Source organism: Succinivibrio dextrinosolvens, from assembly GCF_900116345.1.
GTDB lineage: Bacteria > Pseudomonadota > Gammaproteobacteria > Enterobacterales > Succinivibrionaceae > Succinivibrio > Succinivibrio dextrinosolvens_B.
In genome coordinates this window covers 87,526-105,922 of sequence record NZ_FPAH01000001.1, presented here as the reverse complement: position 1 = coordinate 105,922, position 18,397 = coordinate 87,526, and the positions used below count along the sequence as shown (strand labels likewise).

Sequence of the window (18,397 nt, the reverse complement as noted above, 5' to 3'; positions counted from 1 at the left end):
TCCACATTGTGGAATTGTTAATCAGAAATACAGTGCATATGTTACTATTCCTGTCCATACAAGAGAAAGAGGCATCAGAGCCCAATCCTTCAGAAACAGATTTGTAATGTTGTAACAAAGCCTTTCCTGCTTTGCCAAGGATACAAAGCGAAGACTTGCAAGCATTACAATTCCACAGGATAGGTACATATACCCATGGTGACGTACATGAGGTATAGACTCTCCATAAAAACAGTAAAGTACATAAATAATATTAGATGTTACCGCCATGGTTATGATGTTTCTAAGGCATAAATCCTTGGTGTAGCGTTTAACTGTTGGTCTTGCGGAATCTTTAATTGTTAGGTTTTCATATAGTCGTTTAGCCATAACCAGCATTGAACAGACAACAAAAATCTCCAGAGTTAAGAAAGCAGTCATCTCGTGTCCGATAGCTGCACATCCCGCCATTACCCTCAACTCAAATCCCGCCACGATGACAAGAAGATCAACCATGAAAAACTTCTTTAAGAGCAGTGTATAAAGTACGTTCAGTAGGGTATAGGCAAGAATAATCCTGAATGCCTCAATGTTTACGTTGAGTCCTGCTATGAGGTAGGCAAGTGAGATTGTAACCTTAAACCAATAGTCAGCCTGTTGATCGCTTACTAGCCCAGACTGTATCGGTCTTGAATTTACTAGAGGATTATTTCTTTCTGTTGATGGATCAGAGTAAAGATCGTTGGCTATATATACAGCGGATGAAGCCAGACAGAACGCTAAAAAGACATTAAACAGTTTGTCTAACAATTCAAAATCTGTCAGCTCCAGACCAAAGAATGCTGGTGCGAGTACAAACAGATTCTTGGTGTACTGATGTACTCTGAATAATCTTAATAGCGTCCTTATTTTCATTGGCTTGTCCTTTATTTACTGTTTGGGCTAAATCTAGCAGACGCACCTTATATCGCAGTGAATACAAAGGGTGAAGATCGTCCCTGGGAGGGAATAGAAGCTCAAAACTGCTTTGTTACAATCAGTTCAGTTTTTAAAAGGAGACTTTATATGGAAATGACAGAGAACGACAAGTTATTTGATTTGGTTTTAAAGCTAGATAAAAGGCCTGCATTTAACGAGTTCTTTTCTGAGCTTGATTATGATCTTGCTGCTCTTAGGAAAATAGAAACAAACATCAAAGCCTTCATCAGCAGGGAAGAGGACAAAATCAAAAAGGAACAGGAAAAACAAGTTGAGAAACAAAAGAAAATGCAGGCACTTTTGAAAAGCCTTAAAGCTCAAGGACTGACCTTAGATGATCTGAATAAGTATTCGGATAAGAAGGCAAAACAGGTTAAGAATACCGGTAATTCAGAAATGATAGAGAATTCTTTGTTACACAAGGTTATATAGTCATTTTATATTCGATATGTAAAAAATACATAAAACATAAATAAATATATAAGAAATACCAAAGATATTCTAAATATAAAAACATTAAAAAAAATATCTTAGATATTATAAATATATAAAATACATATAAATATATTAAATGTATTTTATATATAAAGAATGCAATTTAAGTATCTAATTCAACATTTATTAGTTGATGTCAGAAATAAATACCGTATTTCTCACTAATAGTTTAGAAGTTGAAATCGCACATGAAATAATTTAGAGCGGACATAGTGCGTTATATTTCCTTTATTTCTATGTTGTTATATGATGTTACGATTTTTCGCTACGTATTGATTATTCACGATTTAATTCATTTACATATAGGTACATAAATATATGAAGCATTTTTCAAAAAAAGCCTTTCTAATAGGATTAGTCCTAACCTTTCTTAATGCATGTGATTCGGATTCTGTTAAGTTGGTGAAGAATTCTCCTGTATTTGGAAATAATGGAATATCTATCGATAAGCTATTTAGTACCTATTCATTTTGTAAGAATGGAGAATGGGAAGAATTCGTCTCCGACAGAGGTGTAAACTACGTAACATTTAAATGTGACTATACAGGTAATCAGCCATATAAGTTTATAAATGACGATGGAAGTGATAACTTATTAAAATACCTTGAAGACTTATATAACAAAAATCCACAGAAGCTTTATCTTATTTCTCAATTCATAATCAGCACAGATAAAAAATCATTCGATAATAACTATGTAAATCTAGATACATCTTATAAAGCAAAGCAAATCTACCCTGAGAATACAACGTATAGAGGTAGAGCGACAGCAATGATTATTAACTCTTTACTGAACAATGAATCCATTGGTTTTGGTATTTATCCAGAAGAATGTTTTAAAGATGTATATCGTAATATGAATGATTATTATCAAACAATTTGTTTAAATAATCTTCAAGATTTCAGTATTACTCATCAGGAAAGCGCCGGCATTCAATCAATTAAGAAAGAAATAACAGATTTTTATCAAAACAATGTTCAACCACAGAAGTCAATTAATCTAAACAACTTTAAATATGATTCATCAACAAATGAAATTTCTTGTCATTATGAATTAAAGTTTGTTGATGGTGATACTGAGATTGTTTCTCGTGAAGGATCATTAAAAGGAAAACTAGCAAAACCAGAAGATGCTATAACTTATGAAACTCTAAAACTTTCTGATAATGATGTTGAGGTTGAATTAAAGCCATCTGTAAAGGATAAAACCCCTTTTGTAATTAATAATCACTCTATTATCATAAAAGATGACAAAATATTAAGTTCTTTATCGGACTATGTCGAACAAAAGTATAAGAGCGATGTAAAGTCTCTTTTAGCAAAACTGTCTCCTGGAAAATACATTTATAACGCAGACAAATCTAATTACGTTTCAAGAACAGGAGCTAAATTAAATGAAGGTTCTTCTGGATTTATTGAGATAAAAAAATTTAATGAAGATAATTTAACTTCAAATATTTATCTTGAAATGACAACAAAATTCACAAATGAGGACTTTTTCACTCATAAGTTAAAAACTTATTCTTTTACCAATAATGGAAAAATGAATTGTAAGATTGCTAATTATTCGAATGAAGATGAAGGAATTAATCTTAAATGCGAATATAGAAGCACTTATGAAATATTAACTCTTAATATTAAAGCATATAAAGATCATCTTGAAATCTTAGAAAGGAAATATCCTTTTATTTCAACCGGTACAGAAGAAAAACTGTCCAATGTGCTTAAAGCTCTGGAGAATGGGTATTTGGAGTTAAATACAGGCAAATAATTTCAGTATCAGCTTGAGTTTAAAAAAGGGGGAGCAATGCCCCCTTATCATCATAGATGCTAGTGTTACACAGAGTTTTGTCCTTTTAGTCTGAGCGTTTTATCCTCTAAAATCCCCCCTTTATCAAATCTTGCCATAGATTCTGAACTGCTAATATCCAACTATTCGATGAATTAAAGGAGAAACACTATGGCAAACGAGTTACAGACAACTCATCAAAAGGTTCAGAATATAATCGAGAAAGACAGAGAACGAGCTGAAAGACGCAAAGAAGCAGCGATTAGACGTGAGGAGAGAATTTCCCGTGAGTATGAGTCTATCCCTACACAGGTGAATGCTCGTAACTCAACATTAATCTCTAAAAAGATTAAGTTCCTTCCACAGGATATGATCATAAAAATTCCGTTAGACAATCCACGTATCAAGATTGTTGCCTTTGATAACTGCGAACACGTGGGCAATGCTACATTTGCTATTACTGCAGTTCTTCCTATTACTTCAAAGAAACAGGAGATTGTTGAGTACCAGCGAGCATTAGCGGTTGAGTTTAAGAAAGATGTTATTGACGTTGTGCAGAAAATGAATTCCTATGCTCAGAAGATTCTGAAAAGTACTCCTTCTATTGATCTTGATAACGTCATCGTCAGAACAAACGAGCCTATTAAATACGTTTTCCGCTCAAGAACCCCAACCTGTTCTCAGTTCTTGAATTGGTGTGGTCAAGCTGACGTTGTGGGTATTATCCTTCTTAAACTTGCTCACATGGGCTTTATTTCTGAGACTGAATACATGAACAGGATCTTGGAGATGGCAAATGGACTGCAGAAGTTCTGTAACTTCGTCTATGACGCACGTAAAAAGGCATTTGAGAAGATGGCTAAGATTACATCTGCAAACGACGATGCAAAGCAGGAACTTGCTCAGATAAAAGAAGATTTAAAGACAAACAGCAATCTTGAGTTGAAGGATAACGGAGAGATAACCGAGAAAGCAGATGATAAGACCGCTTAACGGGAGAAACTATCTTGTGTTTAAGATCTGTTTGAAAACGCAGATCTTAAACTATTTTGGAAAGAACAAAACTCTTTGATCTTTTTCATAATTTCTTCAGCAAATTCAGAATAATTGAATAGTGTTATCTACCATCTTGTATTATCCTAATCCAAAGTAATCTCAATAAAAGCAGAATAATAAGATGAACGATAGCTCTAACAACCTCGAAAAAGACATTGATAAACTAATTGCAACTCTAAAAGACCACAGTTCTCAAGCTCCTTCTGAGCCAAATCAAGTTGAATATACACCGCCACAAAAAGTAGTTATTCCTCAAGGTTTCCATGAGGTAACCTCTTTTGCTTCTAATAAGATTTCGACTGCTCCTAAAAAACAATCTAACAGCAGTAGTTCTTCATATTCTAATGATGCATTAAGTCGACCAAAGAATCTCGAGGGGGATATTGATGGGTTAATTTCATCATTAAAAGGTCACGTTGAAAGGTCATCTGTGGTGACTTATTCTGACTCAGATAGAGAAGAAGATCGAATTCGAAATAATTATTCATATTCTTCAAATCTTGAAAGTAATAAGAATGCGAAACCAAACGAGATTGTTGTAAAACCAAAGGTTAAAGAATATAAAGAATCAACTGCAATTAAGATTATTGGCAAATCCATTGATATGGTTTCATCTGTAAAGGAGTCTGTAAACAATATTGTTGATAGAGCCAAAACTAAAAGCCTTGTACGGGATTTAGAAACTGCTGCGAGGGCAAAGATTGCAATTGAGGAACTGACGGATTCCAGAAAACCATTAAAAATTGAGTCTAATTCTACACTTTCTCTAGCTGATGAAATAAGGAAACTTGCTTCTCTGAGAGATGAAGGAATAATTTCTGAGCGGGAATTCCAAGACTTAAAAGATAAGCTAATTAACCGGTAACTTGATTGCCTAATGATCTGCCAGAGAGGAGCAGATCTTAATGAAAGGGTGAGGATGTTGTTTCAGAAACTATGGTGAGGAAGGTGAATTGAAATTGCCTAAAGGAGTAAAACTATGAAATTAGTACACCATGGCCGGAAACAACACCTCGGAAAACGATTAGATTTTAACGATATTGCCGTTCTTGTGAACGACTACATATGACTGCAGTAGCTCTCTGTTCTTCTTAAGGAATGTCTTAACATCATCAATTGAGCCAAACTCGTAGCTAACTTCTGCTGGATTGGTTAATGTGGTGAATTCAACTAAGTACATATTTATGTCCTCCATAATGTCATCAAAAACGTTTGATTGATATTACGGTTTGAATTGTGACACAAAACACAAAAAATAAAATCCTTGATATAAATCCACAATATTCAACCAAAATGAATAATAAATTATGCGGATTGCTGTGATCATGAGGAACTGTGTTCACATAATTACAGACAAATATTTTTTGTTAAGAAAAAACATTTTTCTAAAAACTGTCTGCTTACCCCCTCATAGGACTAATCCTCAATAAACCTTGCTATAATGGACTCAATCTTTTTTAGTTCCCTCTGGGAATAAGTTCACCACAACGTTATGTGGATTTACTAACCGAACAGCATCTGCTGTTTGTGAAGAAGTCCTTTCGGACAGGTAAGCCTGAATTGGCTTATCTCAATTCAGCATTCATTGAATAGCTGTCACGCCATGCAGGGCGAGAAATTTGCCCCCATCGGTACTTTGAAATCATCATAAGGTTTTCAGAGCTTGCTTATTGTCTGCAGTAAGCAATGTCTGACAACCTCTGTTTTTTGTCACGGATTTCCTAATATCTTTTTTAGGATGAGGTAAACAAGGCGACCTTTAACTGTCTATAACGAATGTTTTTTACAATGCACCTAAGGGTCGTTATTTCGCCCTTAGGTGAAGTGACTCCTTAGGATAAGGAGTCAAAAATGGTTTTCATTGTTATTTGTTTAATCGTTGCTTTATTCAACGTTGCTAAACTTGCTGCTAAAGCAATGGCAAAGAAACAGGAAACAGTTGTCCTCTCTTCAAAGGGGACTATTCATGTCATTGACGGTAAACCTTACCGTTTAAGATATGTTGGTAAACATCTAAAGACTGAATCTGAGGAAAAGCCTCAGCCTAAGACTTCAGATGTTACCGCCCACACACTAGATTTGCGTTCACCTTTTGAACGCTGGGAGCAGGATCATCAGATCTTCTAATCCCAATCTAGGTTCTGAATAGAGAGTTTTATTACTCTCTATTCTCCCTTTCTGTATTTCATATCAGCTTTCCACATTGTGGAAGTTAGGTTTTCAGACATTGCTTATTCAAGCAGTAATCAATTTCTGACAACTTTCTTTTAGTGTCATAAAGGTTTCCTAATTCTTTTTTAGGAAAAGAGCATACCGGAGCTTAATCCGGATAATTCATTCTTAATTTTTCCCCGTGAGGAGAAGTCGAAATAACTCTCCTCACGGAGAGTTGTTCGTCTCAACCTTGCAGGGCTTACATGCCTTAGGAGGCTTTTATGAACAACTTAGAGAAAAAAATCCTTTCATCAGTTAACGGTTGGGTAACTTCAGCAGAAATGCCGGAGAATCCAAAAGAGAACGATGGTTGGATTGTGATTTCACCTTTGAATGGAGAGGTGGAATGTTCAAGAATCTATTTACCGCTTAAAAAGATTATATCTTTGCGTGGATATTCTGTAAGAAAGATAGATTTTGTTCCGGAGAAGTGTATGTGGTACACCATCGGTTTTACTGATAAGACCGATTACCGTGAATACATACCGGCTCTGGATATGGAGTTCATACCGAAAGGTATGCATCTTAATGCTCTGATTGACGTTCTTAATCGCAGAACATTACCTGGCTATGGTAAAGGGTATTACGGTTTCGGTGAAGCTGGTGTAGGTAAAACCTCCACTGCTCATTGGCTGTTTGCCTTAACTCAGACTGCAGTGGTTCACTTCAACTGTAAGCCAAACATGGAAGTTGAGGAAATGTTCGTTTCCCATACTGCTGTGAATGGTGTCTGGGGAACTGTAGACGGAGCAATTATTACTGCGCTAAAGCGTAATTATCCGCTCATCATTGATGAGATGGATCTTGCGCCTGCAGAGTTCGTCCCTGCACTGAACAACCTCATCGAGGGTAGAAAGTTCACTGTTCCTTATCATCAGGGAGCATTGCAGGCGGGAACGCAGTTTAAGGTGATTGGCTTTGGTAACACCGGACCATGTGGCGAGGAGATTGGAAACTATAACGGTAGAAATGCCATTGATGCTTCCTCTTTAGACCGCATGATCAAGGATTACTATGAGCCACTGACAACGGGCGAGTTCCTAAAGGTTCTAAACCGTTATTCAGGTGATCCGATTGAAGGGATGAAGAAGGGATTGGCTAAATTCTGCTGTGAGGTTAATTCTTCATGCAGAAACGGCGAGTTTCCGGAAATGATCTCTCCAAGAGGACTTCTAGCAGTCTGCGAGAACATCATCAGTAACTGCTGGATGCAGTCACCGATTCTCTATAGCCTTGGTTTAACTCTGAGCTCTGCTCTTGAGTCAAATGCGGCCAGAGAAAAACTGCTGCAGTTAGTATCTGCCTATATCTGTGAAGATTCTGCAAAGGTCAACGATTTAACCAAACTCTGGGATACTCGTTATAAGCCTATGAAGAAATCTGCGGATACAGACAAGGAGGCTGAAAATGAGACAGTTTCAGCTTAATAAGAATCAGCGACATGATGTTTTAGTAACTCTCTCAAGATTACTAGGCTCAAGTCATCTGAATGTTTCTGATCTTAAGATTACCTGTACCGTCAAAGGTACAGGTCATGATTATGATCGGGTAATCAGAAATATCTACCATTCTCTTGAGGATTACGGTGATCGCAGGATCACTCAGTTAAACCGTCTGGAGAAAGGCGTTAGTACGTTCTTTACAACCAATAACAATATCTCGTTAGAAGTTTTAAAGAGCATTTAATCAACAGCATCCCATGTGGGAAGGACATCACTTCCCGCATGGGGGGAGTGGTGTCCATTTTTTTGGAGACAATAAAATGGAAAACACAACTGTAAATACCTCTGTTAACAACGATGTTAATGCTACTGTTAGGGAGGCTTTTAATGAACTTCAGGCTCGTTCACAGAGTCAGGAAATCGTGATCTTCGAGATGCCGATTATGGAATCTCAGACCATCTTGCCTAGCTCTGATATGAAAGGCTATCTATCCGAGGACTTCCTAAATGAAAAGGAAATTGAAACCAGATTCTCTGGCGAGATTTTCAATTCACAGGAGCTCAAGGATCTGAGCAGGATACAACGTCAAAGCGTTGATACCTTGCGTCGCTATGGAGTTCTCATCGGTAAATCCGGTGTCTATCAGACCGCTACAAAAGATCATGATGCAATTGCAGATTATCTTAACGGCCAGATCACTATCTACAACGATCGTGTCGCTAAGATGCTGCAGAACTATGACAAGCTTGTAGCCGAGCAGCAGAAAAAAATCAATGAGGAGGTAATTTCCGATGCCGCTAAGAAAACGTTACTTTCACGTATTCCTAGCAGACAGGAAATTCTAAGTAAACATCAGGCTAATTTCCGTTTCTTTAAGGCATCCGCCCCAAAGGAAGAGGATATTGCCAGATGTTCCTCAGAAATACTTGCTGCAGCCAAACAGGAAGAGCTGAAAGATCAGAGGGCGATTAGAAAGATAGCAGACTTATTCAAGGATTTTCTGAACATCAATGTTCATGAGCCTATGAAGAAGACTCACTGCACTTTCTTTTCTCAGTGTGCAAAAGCTTTTGCTTTTGAGCTGTCCAACCTAATGATCCTTGCCGGATCTAAGTATGAGTCCATTGTAAAAACTCAGTATGAGATTCTGCATGATGCTGAAAAGGTGATAGCTCCACTGCTGAAAGACAGACGACTAAGAGAAAACAACCAGGTTAAATTTCTCAAGAAGTTTAAACAGATTGCTTATGTTATCTGTTCTTTCTCGCAGATTGAGGCGTATCAGCAAGGTCAGATAGATTTATTTGAAGGCTTTGCACAGTCACTTGATCAGCTAGTGGCTGCTCCTGCAACAGCAGTAAATCCTGAAAATGCTGCAGTAACAGATGCGGCACCAGCAGCAGTTACTGAAACTGAAACATTAAACGAAGTTCCACAGACAGAGATTAAGGCTGAGAGTTTAGATACTTTCAATCTTGATGAGCTCATCGGTGGAGAGGATGAATCTAAGAGCGCAACCACAGAGGTTTCTACAGAGACTAATGAGGATACTCAAGAGTCTGAGAGCTCACAGGAGGCTGCATCTGCAGAGATTATCCATGAAGTTAATGAGTCAGTTGTCCCTGAAACAGCAAATGACGTGGTTCAGGAGTCTGTTAAGGAAGATGTAAGTGAAGTTGAGGGTGAAACTGCTGCTTCTGTGAAGACTGATGGCAAGTCATTAGATGAAGTCCTGAAGGAAATCACAGACAGCACACCTCCACAGGTTAAGGGAGATTCCTTCTCCATTGGTGGGTTGGAGTTTTCATTCTAAATAATAAGTTCATGCCACAGGGCGTTATCTGCGCCTTGTGGCCGGATGACTCTGTGGCTGATAAGGAGTTATCTATGGGCTATTACTTTGTTCACATTGTGTTCGTGCTGGGGCTTGCCGCAGTACTTTACTTCAATGTATTTCAATACCTGTGGTAATAACCACAGTTCTCGATTTGCCATAAGTTCGCTTATGGCAAATCCTCTACGAGATTTCACAGACTGTTCGCTTTATTTAAGGCTAATACTCTGTGACATTTTGATTGTCGAAAGATTTCCTAAATCCTTTTTTTTAGGAAAAAGCAGACCGGAGCTTTGTCCGGATAATTTTTTAATTTTTCCCCGTGAGGAGAAGTCGAAACAGCTCTCCTCTGGGGGAGTTGTTCGTCTGTTCTTCATTGGGCTTTTTATGCCTGGGAGGGCTTATATGAACAACATAACTAAAACAGTAATTAAAGACCGTTTACAGGGACTAATTACATTAGCCGGCTCAATTAAGGATTTCTGTTATAGAAGGAATACACCTAGGATTGTGTTATCACAGTCTGAGGCCTGCACTGATGGAAAATCAATATGGCTGCCGGTTCAGATAGTAGCTCAGGACTACTACAACAGAGCAAAGATTAACGCTCTTTTACTTCATGAAAGAGGTCATAACCTTTATACACCTGACTATAACTCCTTGCAGGAGCGTGAACAGCACGAGCTTGCGAATGTAGTAGAGGATATAAAAGTGGACTTTCTGACAAGAAGTTTAATCCGCTCTGGAAACTCCCTCTGGGTTAATCTCGTTATGGAATATACCGAGCTATATCTTAAGCGTGGAGTTATGGACTTTAGCTTAACCAACACTTTCAATCTGCTGATCCTCACCGAAGGTTATCGTCGTATTGCGATACATTCGGGAAATGAAAGGCTGGTTGAGATGATAACCAGGTTAAGAGATCAGCTTGATGCTCATCTTGCCACAAAGACTACTGTGTCCTCACAGATCTATATGGGTAAGGTTAAAGCACAGGTTGATGAGATCTTCATAATGCTTAGCCACTCTATGCCTAATCTTTCTTTGGTTCAGGTTATAGATGCGTTATGGAAACTTTATAAAGATCTTCTGAAAAACCAAACACCAATACCTAGCGGTGATGGCTTAGTCGGAAATAAAGTTCTTAAGTCAAATTCATCACGTGTTAGACGTTCTGATGATCCTCAGAAAACCACTGAGAATGCCGAGGAGGAAACTCAGCAGTCTGATGAGTCATCAACTGATGCTTGTGATGAGGATACTTCATTGTCTGAAACTGCTGATAAAGATAATGAGCCTGATGTGTCTGAAAAGGACGATACAAGCTCTTTATCTAAAGAATCTAATGCTGAAAGTCAGACTGACTCTTCTTTGGATTCTGCAGATGATAGTGAAACTGATGAAGGCTTATTTTTCTTTGATGATTTCAAAGATGATTTAAAGACACAGCCAGTTTCTAAAAACATTGATGATGATGCAAAGGACTTTCTTGAACAATCTCATACCTATGAAATTCGTGAGTATGAGAGCGGTCAGTATGACGGAGTGGATTTCTGTAAAAGAATTCCATGTCTACCTTCAAAGTCTGAAATGGAAAGCTTTTTGGGACAGATTAAATATCTCTCACCAATAAGCGCTCCTACTAAAAGAACTTTGGCTAGGACATACAAAAAAGATGGCTGGAACTATCTGCTCAAAGTAACTGATGTAAGAAAGGAAACGTTAAAACTTAAGAATGCGCTTAAAGCGTATAAGCCTAAGTTTCATACATTGCCTAACGCTTCGGGGTCAGTTCTTCGACAGAATGCTCTGCATCGCCTGGCAACAGGTAAGTATGAGCCTAAACCTTTTGTAAAAAAGGGAAAGGGTAGGGATTTATCAACAGAAGTCTGTTTCCTGCTTGATGTATCTGGCTCAATGAATGGCTCTAGCATTATCTCATTGGTGAAAACCATGAGTTATCTGCAGCACGCCATAAGTGAGATCAAGACCAACAGTCTGTCCACAAGCATTTACGCTTTTGAGGATTACTGTTATCTGGTCAAGAAACCAGGTACACCATTTAAACAGGAAGACTTAACGAATATTCCAAAACCACATAATTCCACCTTCGGATACACAGCTATGAAACAGGTTACTCGTGAGCTGATGAAACGAAAAGCTAATCGAAAGATTATCATCTGTCTTACTGATGGAGATTGGACCGATAGTAATGCTCGTTTTAATCTGGATGTATATCAGAGTTTAGGAATTGAGGTTTATGGAGTCTATTTAAGTAACAATACTTCTCGTGACGTGAACTCATTAAGAGATTTTAGTGGTTCTTATCCTAATTTCCCTTATTGGTTTGTGGTTGATATTTATAACATCAGAAATTTTTACATCACCTTATTGGAGGAACTGTTGAGAGTAAGCAAAGACTGATGTTTTCAAAGGTGCCCCTGCCTTACAGGGGTAACGATTTAATCATTAAGGAGACTGAAAAATGCAGTCATTTACAAAAGAGGTTGTGATGGCTGCTGCAAGCGGTCACTACAATGAGATTGCAATGAGGTTTACACCTCAGTTGCATAAGGCAATTGCCAAACCCGGACGTCATGTGCCTGATCCCTTCAGAGCGGGCTCAAAAGACGGATTCAGAGTATTTCGTGACTTCAATGAAAAAGGTCGCATGATCTTTAACAACAACTTTGGAGAAACGAATAAGACTCTGGATTTATTTGAACTTATGCGACTTCTAGGCGTTGCTAAGTCATTTCCAGAGGTTCTGGAATTGGTTGGTGATTTCTTAGGTTGTCCGAGGACAGGCTACCACATTAAGGGTACTTCCTTTGACAAGCTGAGTAATCAAGAGAAAACTGCACAGCAGAAGCTGATTGAAGAAGCCCGCAAGGCTGCTTTGATCGCAGAAGAAAAAGCTAAGAAAGAAGAACAGGAACGCTACAAAAAAGGCGATCTTGCGATTCAGAAACAGCTTAAAAACTGTATTCCGCTGTCGTTTGAAGATAAAAGATGCAAACCGGTATGGGACTATTTCGAGAATCGTGGGCTGGGGATGCTGAAATATGCACCCGCAGACACTTTCAGAGATATGTTCTATGCTCCTCATGTACCTTATTACGAGGATGGAAAGATCCATGGGTATTACGATACTCTTGTTTCAATCATACGCAGTAATTCAAAGGTATGGAGTCTGCACCGTATCTTTTTATTACATGGTGCTAAAGCTCCTGTAAGTAACGCTAAAAAAGTAATGTGTCCTAATTCCTCTGGAGTTGATACTAGCAAGTTTATTAGGCTTGGTAATGTTCCGGAGCATGGAATTATCGGTATCGCAGAAGGTATAGAAACAGCATTGGCTTGTTTCTGCGGCATTCGTATTCCTACATGGAGTGCAATCTCAGCGGCATTTTTAGAGGAGTTTACCCCTCCAAAGAATGTCAAAGCCGTGATTATCTTTGCTGATAAGGATAAGTCTGAAGTAGGACTTCGTTCAGCCAGAGTTCTTAAAGAGCGATTGCTTGCTTTAGGAATTAAGGCTTTTATCTGTTTACCTAAATCTGAAATTCCAACAGGTTCAAAGGGCATTGATTGGCTTGATGAACTGCAGCGAAAAGGAGTCTTTGGATTTCCTGATCCTGTAAAAGTTCTGGAGTTTATTCAGGAACAGTTAAGCAGTTAGATTTAGCGGTTGTGAGCTTAAAACTCACATTGATTTCAAAACCACAATGGGGATTATATCCTCATTGTGGTTGTTTTCTCTGGAAACTATATTTTCCACATTGTGGAACTCTCATCTACATTAACTCTTTCTTGTAACAATCCTTTTCCTGTTTAGCATTCCTTATCTCATTATGGGAAGAATAAAGTTGTATTTTTAAAATATTGAATGTAATATGTAATTACAAATTACATAATAAGCATGAGGCGGTAATATTAAGATACAGTCATAAAACTGTTTTTTTACCGGTAGAAATTATGAGTTGCAGTGTTATTGAAAGCTTTCTAAATGGACAGGACGTTAATCTTGATAACTATTTCACCAGCATTAGAAACTGTTGGTTTCTTAACTCAAATCCAAGTGAGCTCTACAACATAAAATGTCTGCAGCAGAAGTTCTATCAGCATTATTTCGTGTGTGTATGTGACGAGCAGGAGCGTCTTGTTCCTGCGTACAATATCAGCAGTGAGACTTCTCTGTTTGGAACATGGTCAGCTCTGCTAATTAAGATCTTCGATGTTCGTTACGTGGTTAAACGTACCGATAATGGATTTCTCATCATGTTTGGCAATGAAGATCAGTCCAACATCTTCATCAATGTTAAGCACATCAGCTCTGTCCATGCAGATTATGAAAGTCTAAGACTTAAAGACTATGCTGTTATTTCAAGAACTGCAGCGAATAGGCTGACCATAGGTTCTTATTCAAAAATCGGTGAGGTTGTTGCCGGTAGGGTGATCATGACTCTGCTGCTTGCTTATTCCTTTTCAGATAAGTTTAATGGTGACTACAAGATCATTTCTTCTTTAAAAAAAGATGAATCTAAGTTAAATTTATTCTTTAAAAACAATAAGATTAAGAAGACAATTTCTCAAAGCCAAAACTTTAAGAATGACATGATTTCTTACTCACCTTTTAAAGAAAACCAGGTGCATGATTTAGAGCAGATCTGGCTATATCTGAATCATATCTACCACCTTAATCAGAAAACTAACGTAGCATACGATAGAATTCAATCTCTCTGTGTGGGACAGGACAGAATGTATGACCGTAGGGGCGTGTTCTATGCAGTTCTTGCAGTGATTATTGGATTTGCGGGATTGGTACAGAATTATTTTAGTTAGGGACGTTATATGAAGAAAACTTTATTAGCTATTACTATTGGTCTATTTTCCTTGAATGGATGTGTTTCTAATACTGAAAATGTAAATAAGTCGTTTCAAAAGATTTCTTCATATAACTATCCTAAATCCGAATTCTATTATGATGACGAACTGTATCAGCAATTACTTTCTTCTGAGGCAAAAAGTAATAGAGAGTTTGCAAAGTCAAAGTGTAACTCTGATATAGTCGAATGTTTCAATGATGATAGTTCACGTTTAAACAATGATAGTCCAGCTCATTTTATTCTTGAATGGGAGCCAGATTATCAAGAATGGGCAAGATACTTCAGAAAGTTTAATGATGAATGCAATAAAGGTAGCATAAATTCATGTTTAATCTTGAAGGATTATGTATGGTTCTATAATCAGCATGGTTCTTGGACTAAAGATTTTCTAAATTATTTCTTTAATGAAGACCTATCTGATGAAAAAAATAGAAGCTCAAGAGTGGAGACTTATGTAACTAAAGCTTGTTCTCTTGATCCTAATGTCATAGCGAGATGTAAAAATTAACGAAAACAAATAAGTAGCCTCCGAGAGAGAGAGGAGGCTATATTCATATACGATCTAATCAGATAATTTCTTCACTTCATTTATTATCTTAATAACACCTTGCTCATTTCCATGTTTCATGTCATTCCTTAGATTTGCGACAAGGGCTGTAGCTTTTTCTTTAGCTTCAGTTGAAGATAAGTCAGATTTTGCTTCGATATGCTGAGATAAGTACTCAGTAAGATTAGCAGCGGCTGTGTTAAGTTGCGTTTTTGCAGCATTTCTAGCGTCACCAGAAAATCCTGTTTCAGATCTAAATGCAGAATCCCCTCCGATTAAGTCTGCTAGACTTTGCTGTGTTTTGGAATTATTTAAATCATAATCTGAGGAAATTTTCTTTGAAGCGTATTCTGATGCGCCTTTGAAGTCTCCTGTTTTAAGGGCATTTTTAACAGCACCACTTGTCGAATCAAGAAACTTCTTTGAAAGATTATATGCTTCACGTGTAACAAGACCATCTCTTTCGTAATCAAATTTATTTTTTCTGAATAAACTTGAGTTATTCAAATGATCAGTCATCTCTTTTCTTTCTTCTTTATTGTATCTTTGTTCCTTATCTCCAACGGCGTTAATAGCAGCAGTAAGGTTTTCTCCTTTCTGTTCATCTTGTCTGGAGTTCATATTTGGAATGTTAGCCTGTGAAGATTTTTCTTCAACACTTTCTTTTGTATTATCCCATTTATCCTTTTCGTATCCTACGCTCTGGGCTCCAACTTCATTTTCGTTAACAATGCCGCTATATCTGTTTTCTTTCCCCGCCATTGCATTAACGTCTTGTAGTCCGTCATAACCACCATATTTGAGGAGCTCTAGGTACATTTTTCCTGCTAATTCTTTGTTATTCTGTGCTACAGCCTCGAATTTGGCTAAAGATTCACCTTCGACTCCGTGACTACCAAAAGCTATATTTTTTTGTCTTGCCTCCTCATGTAAATTTCCTTGATTTATAAGGCTATCTAACAATTTTAATGTTTTATCACGGTTAAGTCTTATAGCATTTCCAATAAGGTCAGTATTTTTAACTGTAAAACCATTTCCAAATGATTTTGTTGCACTATCAACCTCACTGAATTGTTTAGAAAGATTTTTTAGATCAGTTCCTTTTTGTAGCATGGAAGAGGTCAATGATGCGGATTTTTCGCTTGAGTCCATATTCGTTAGGGCATTACTTAAAATCGCAGACTTCGCATCTGAAAAGGCTGCTTTATCTTCTTTACTGAAAGAGAAACCTTTCTCTCGAAGTTTATCAAGTGCTTCCTGTGCTTTAGCACTGAGACCTCCTTTAAAACCAGAATTAGCGCTAACGCCATTTCCGAATAATTCAAGCGATGCTCCTGTTGCAAAATCTGTATAATCCTCTTTTCCCCAACCTTCTGTAAGGTTATTACTTTCTGCTATTCGTTTTGCTCTACTCTGAATGTCTGTACCACCCATTGATTTCATAAAACTGTTAGCTGATGATTTTATCTGATTGGTGGCATTTGTCTGTCCATGCTTGTATAACTCGTTATATGCCTGTCCCCAATCGTGTTCTAGGCTGCTAGAATACGATTGCATCTGTGAATCTAGTGAAGATCTTACTGAGTTCAATCCCTCACTTACGTTAATTTGACGTGATATTCCGTCCCTCCATGCTCCTGTAGTTGGATTACCGTTAAATGTCGATTTCATTCCCATTGCTGCCGCCGGAGAAGCAATATCCGGACTAACCATTTTCTCATTCACAAAATCTCCACCAGACATACGACCGGTTAATGAGGTCATCGCATAGGCTGAGCCGGAAATGATTATGAAGGTTAAGAGCGGAGTCGCGGCCATGAACATTGCTCCAGATGCTATGTATTCGCTTACCCCGTCTATGGCTGTTTCGTAAACGTATAGTGAAACCGTTGATGACGAGCCGTCTTTTGGAATAGGGAGATTACTTAAGAATGCATTTGCTCTTACAGAGATGAACATATTGGCAATAGACATTACCGGTAGCCATAACTGTACCCATACCAGCAGAATTAAGTATTTGAAGAAAATATTTAAACCCAGCAATCCCAACATGAGGATGATGGATGCAAAGGGAGCAATAGCGTAGAAGAAACCTTCAACGAAACTCATCATTGGACGCATCGATTTTAGGAACATATTCTGTTCTGCAGCCCATTGTGTCTGTCTCTGGTTAATTGCCTGCAGCATCATGGCTGCTGAATTGGCATTACCCATAAAGGTAAAACCGTCAGCAAGACCTGTCTTTATCAGATTATCCGCATACCCGGCTAAAACAAAGTCCTGAGCTTTTGTCTGAGCATTAAACAATGTTTTTAAGGCATCAGAATCTGTTTTTATAAGGAAATCTGATTGGTTTGAACACTCTCCTTTTGAATTACATTGACCTAACCTCATTGCTATATTTTTTACTTCGTCACTTGCTTTACCTGACTGCAGTTCAACTATGGCGTTATCCCATTGTTTTTTCAGTTTCCCATGTGCGTCAGTGCAGTTAAGAACTTCTGAAACACCATGGTTTCTGAACTCAGTGGTGTACCAATCAGAGTCAAAGAAAATAGCATCCCAAACACCTTTGGTTTGGAGAATCTGCCAATCCATTCCTCCTCTTGATGAGCCGTAATACATTCCCTTCAATGTACATTCTGAGGTATAGCGAAGGAAATTAGACTGAAAATCCGGATCAACGGCATTGATAGCACGGGCAATTGTTCCGTCTTCAGCAATTCGTCCCAGGTTCTCTATAAGGTAAAGTGCATTAAGATAACCACCGGCGCCTTGATTGGTCATCTTCTGGTTGTCATCAATGTCCTGGAAAGCTTGCTCCATTTTTCTTGTCAGCTTATATCCTAGCTGTGATACCACGTATCCCATGACCGCCGGACCATAGGGCACGTTATCTTTCTGAATTACCTGCTTGTCTGAGTAGGCGCTTTCTATGGCAACGCTTGTGGTAAAACCAAAACACATCATGTAGATGATGTAACACACTACCATGTGCTGAATGTTGATTCCTTGGTTTCTGATTACAGACTGAAAACAGATTATGATTACACCGAGCAAGGCGGCCACAGCACTAGCTTGTTTTAAGCCTCCGTCTGAACCTGTAACCATCGCAATTGCATCTAGGACTTTGCCCAGATACCAGACATCTCCTACTGAATATATAGTCATCAT

At 38.0% G+C, this 18,397-nt stretch carries 15 protein-coding genes; 12 read left to right on the top strand and 3 right to left on the bottom strand.

Features of this window, described 5'->3' with window-relative positions; translation table 11 throughout:
- Positions 1-21: 21 nt before the first annotated feature.
- Positions 22-894, bottom strand: coding sequence for a UbiA family prenyltransferase (locus BM308_RS00570; protein WP_074942362.1), 873 nt, complete (start codon positions 892-894; stop codon positions 22-24).
- Positions 895-1,044: 150 nt separating this feature from the next.
- On the opposite strand from BM308_RS00570, the gene BM308_RS00565 reads away from it, so the two are divergent.
- The 4 genes from BM308_RS00565 (at position 1,045) to BM308_RS00550 (ending at position 5,161) form a co-directional block, all read left to right on the top strand.
- A complete protein-coding gene (locus tag BM308_RS00565) occupies positions 1,045-1,389 on the top strand; it encodes an H-NS family histone-like protein (RefSeq protein ID WP_074942361.1) in 345 nt (114 codons plus the stop codon).
- 381 nt (positions 1,390-1,770) lie between these two features.
- The gene (locus tag BM308_RS00560; RefSeq protein ID WP_074942360.1) at positions 1,771-3,222 is read left to right on the top strand and encodes a hypothetical protein; all 1,452 of its coding nucleotides are present in this window, start codon (positions 1,771-1,773) and stop codon (positions 3,220-3,222) included.
- A 189-nt stretch (positions 3,223-3,411) separates the two neighbouring features.
- Positions 3,412-4,233: a hypothetical protein gene (locus tag BM308_RS00555; protein ID WP_074942359.1), complete on the top strand. Its 822-nt coding sequence runs from the start codon at positions 3,412-3,414 to the stop codon at positions 4,231-4,233.
- Between the two features lie 184 nt (positions 4,234-4,417).
- Entirely contained in the window at positions 4,418-5,161 is a 744-nt protein-coding gene (locus BM308_RS00550) for an SHOCT domain-containing protein (protein ID WP_074942358.1), read from the top strand.
- A 159-nt stretch (positions 5,162-5,320) separates the two neighbouring features.
- On the opposite strand, the gene BM308_RS13280 is transcribed toward BM308_RS00550, so the two are convergent.
- Complete coding sequence (locus BM308_RS13280; protein WP_177214390.1) at positions 5,321-5,476, bottom strand: hypothetical protein; 156 nt, start codon at positions 5,474-5,476, stop codon at positions 5,321-5,323.
- 671 nt (positions 5,477-6,147) lie between these two features.
- On the opposite strand from BM308_RS13280, the gene BM308_RS00545 reads away from it, so the two are divergent.
- The 8 genes from BM308_RS00545 (at position 6,148) to BM308_RS00510 (ending at position 15,184) form a co-directional block, all read left to right on the top strand.
- Positions 6,148-6,423, top strand: coding sequence for a hypothetical protein (locus tag BM308_RS00545; protein WP_074942357.1), 276 nt, complete (start codon positions 6,148-6,150; stop codon positions 6,421-6,423).
- A 308-nt stretch (positions 6,424-6,731) separates the two neighbouring features.
- The gene (locus BM308_RS00540) at positions 6,732-7,937 is read left to right on the top strand and encodes an AAA family ATPase (protein WP_074942356.1); all 1,206 of its coding nucleotides are present in this window, start codon (positions 6,732-6,734) and stop codon (positions 7,935-7,937) included.
- Positions 7,918-8,196, top strand: coding sequence for a hypothetical protein (locus BM308_RS00535; RefSeq protein WP_074942355.1), 279 nt, complete (start codon positions 7,918-7,920; stop codon positions 8,194-8,196). Before BM308_RS00540 ends, BM308_RS00535 begins: the two co-directional genes overlap by 20 nt.
- A gap of 76 nt (positions 8,197-8,272) precedes the next feature.
- Complete coding sequence (locus BM308_RS00530; RefSeq protein WP_074942354.1) at positions 8,273-9,766, top strand: DUF3150 domain-containing protein; 1,494 nt, start codon at positions 8,273-8,275, stop codon at positions 9,764-9,766.
- Positions 9,767-10,192: 426 nt separating this feature from the next.
- Positions 10,193-12,211: a vWA domain-containing protein gene (locus tag BM308_RS00525; RefSeq protein ID WP_074942353.1), complete on the top strand. Its 2,019-nt coding sequence runs from the start codon at positions 10,193-10,195 to the stop codon at positions 12,209-12,211.
- Positions 12,212-12,272: 61 nt separating this feature from the next.
- Entirely contained in the window at positions 12,273-13,469 is a 1,197-nt protein-coding gene (locus BM308_RS00520) for a toprim domain-containing protein (protein ID WP_074942352.1), read from the top strand.
- A 296-nt stretch (positions 13,470-13,765) separates the two neighbouring features.
- A complete protein-coding gene (locus tag BM308_RS00515) occupies positions 13,766-14,632 on the top strand; it encodes a hypothetical protein (RefSeq protein WP_074942351.1) in 867 nt (288 codons plus the stop codon).
- 9 nt (positions 14,633-14,641) lie between these two features.
- The gene (locus tag BM308_RS00510; RefSeq protein ID WP_074942350.1) at positions 14,642-15,184 is read left to right on the top strand and encodes a hypothetical protein; all 543 of its coding nucleotides are present in this window, start codon (positions 14,642-14,644) and stop codon (positions 15,182-15,184) included.
- Between the two features lie 54 nt (positions 15,185-15,238).
- Here BM308_RS00510 and BM308_RS00505 read toward each other — a convergent pair whose 3' ends face one another.
- Complete coding sequence (locus BM308_RS00505; RefSeq protein ID WP_074942349.1) at positions 15,239-18,397, bottom strand: conjugal transfer protein TraG N-terminal domain-containing protein; 3,159 nt, start codon at positions 18,395-18,397, stop codon at positions 15,239-15,241.

Excerpts from the sequence above, each read along its gene's own strand:
- BM308_RS00570 (WP_074942362.1), bottom strand. The coding sequence starts at position 894 with ATGAAAATAAGGACGCTATTAAGATTATTCAGAGTACATCAGTACACC.
- BM308_RS00565 (WP_074942361.1), top strand. The coding sequence starts at position 1,045 with ATGGAAATGACAGAGAACGACAAGTTATTTGATTTGGTTTTAAAGCTA.
- BM308_RS00560 (WP_074942360.1), top strand. The coding sequence starts at position 1,771 with ATGAAGCATTTTTCAAAAAAAGCCTTTCTAATAGGATTAGTCCTAACC.
- BM308_RS00555 (WP_074942359.1), top strand. The coding sequence starts at position 3,412 with ATGGCAAACGAGTTACAGACAACTCATCAAAAGGTTCAGAATATAATC.
- BM308_RS00550 (WP_074942358.1), top strand. The coding sequence starts at position 4,418 with ATGAACGATAGCTCTAACAACCTCGAAAAAGACATTGATAAACTAATT.
- BM308_RS13280 (WP_177214390.1), bottom strand. The coding sequence starts at position 5,476 with ATGTACTTAGTTGAATTCACCACATTAACCAATCCAGCAGAAGTTAGC.
- BM308_RS00545 (WP_074942357.1), top strand. The coding sequence starts at position 6,148 with ATGGTTTTCATTGTTATTTGTTTAATCGTTGCTTTATTCAACGTTGCT.
- BM308_RS00540 (WP_074942356.1), top strand. The coding sequence starts at position 6,732 with ATGAACAACTTAGAGAAAAAAATCCTTTCATCAGTTAACGGTTGGGTA.
- BM308_RS00535 (WP_074942355.1), top strand. The coding sequence starts at position 7,918 with ATGAGACAGTTTCAGCTTAATAAGAATCAGCGACATGATGTTTTAGTA.
- BM308_RS00530 (WP_074942354.1), top strand. The coding sequence starts at position 8,273 with ATGGAAAACACAACTGTAAATACCTCTGTTAACAACGATGTTAATGCT.
- BM308_RS00525 (WP_074942353.1), top strand. The coding sequence starts at position 10,193 with ATGAACAACATAACTAAAACAGTAATTAAAGACCGTTTACAGGGACTA.
- BM308_RS00520 (WP_074942352.1), top strand. The coding sequence starts at position 12,273 with ATGCAGTCATTTACAAAAGAGGTTGTGATGGCTGCTGCAAGCGGTCAC.
- BM308_RS00515 (WP_074942351.1), top strand. The coding sequence starts at position 13,766 with ATGAGTTGCAGTGTTATTGAAAGCTTTCTAAATGGACAGGACGTTAAT.
- BM308_RS00510 (WP_074942350.1), top strand. The coding sequence starts at position 14,642 with ATGAAGAAAACTTTATTAGCTATTACTATTGGTCTATTTTCCTTGAAT.
- BM308_RS00505 (WP_074942349.1), bottom strand. The coding sequence starts at position 18,397 with ATGATGACTATATATTCAGTAGGAGATGTCTGGTATCTGGGCAAAGTC.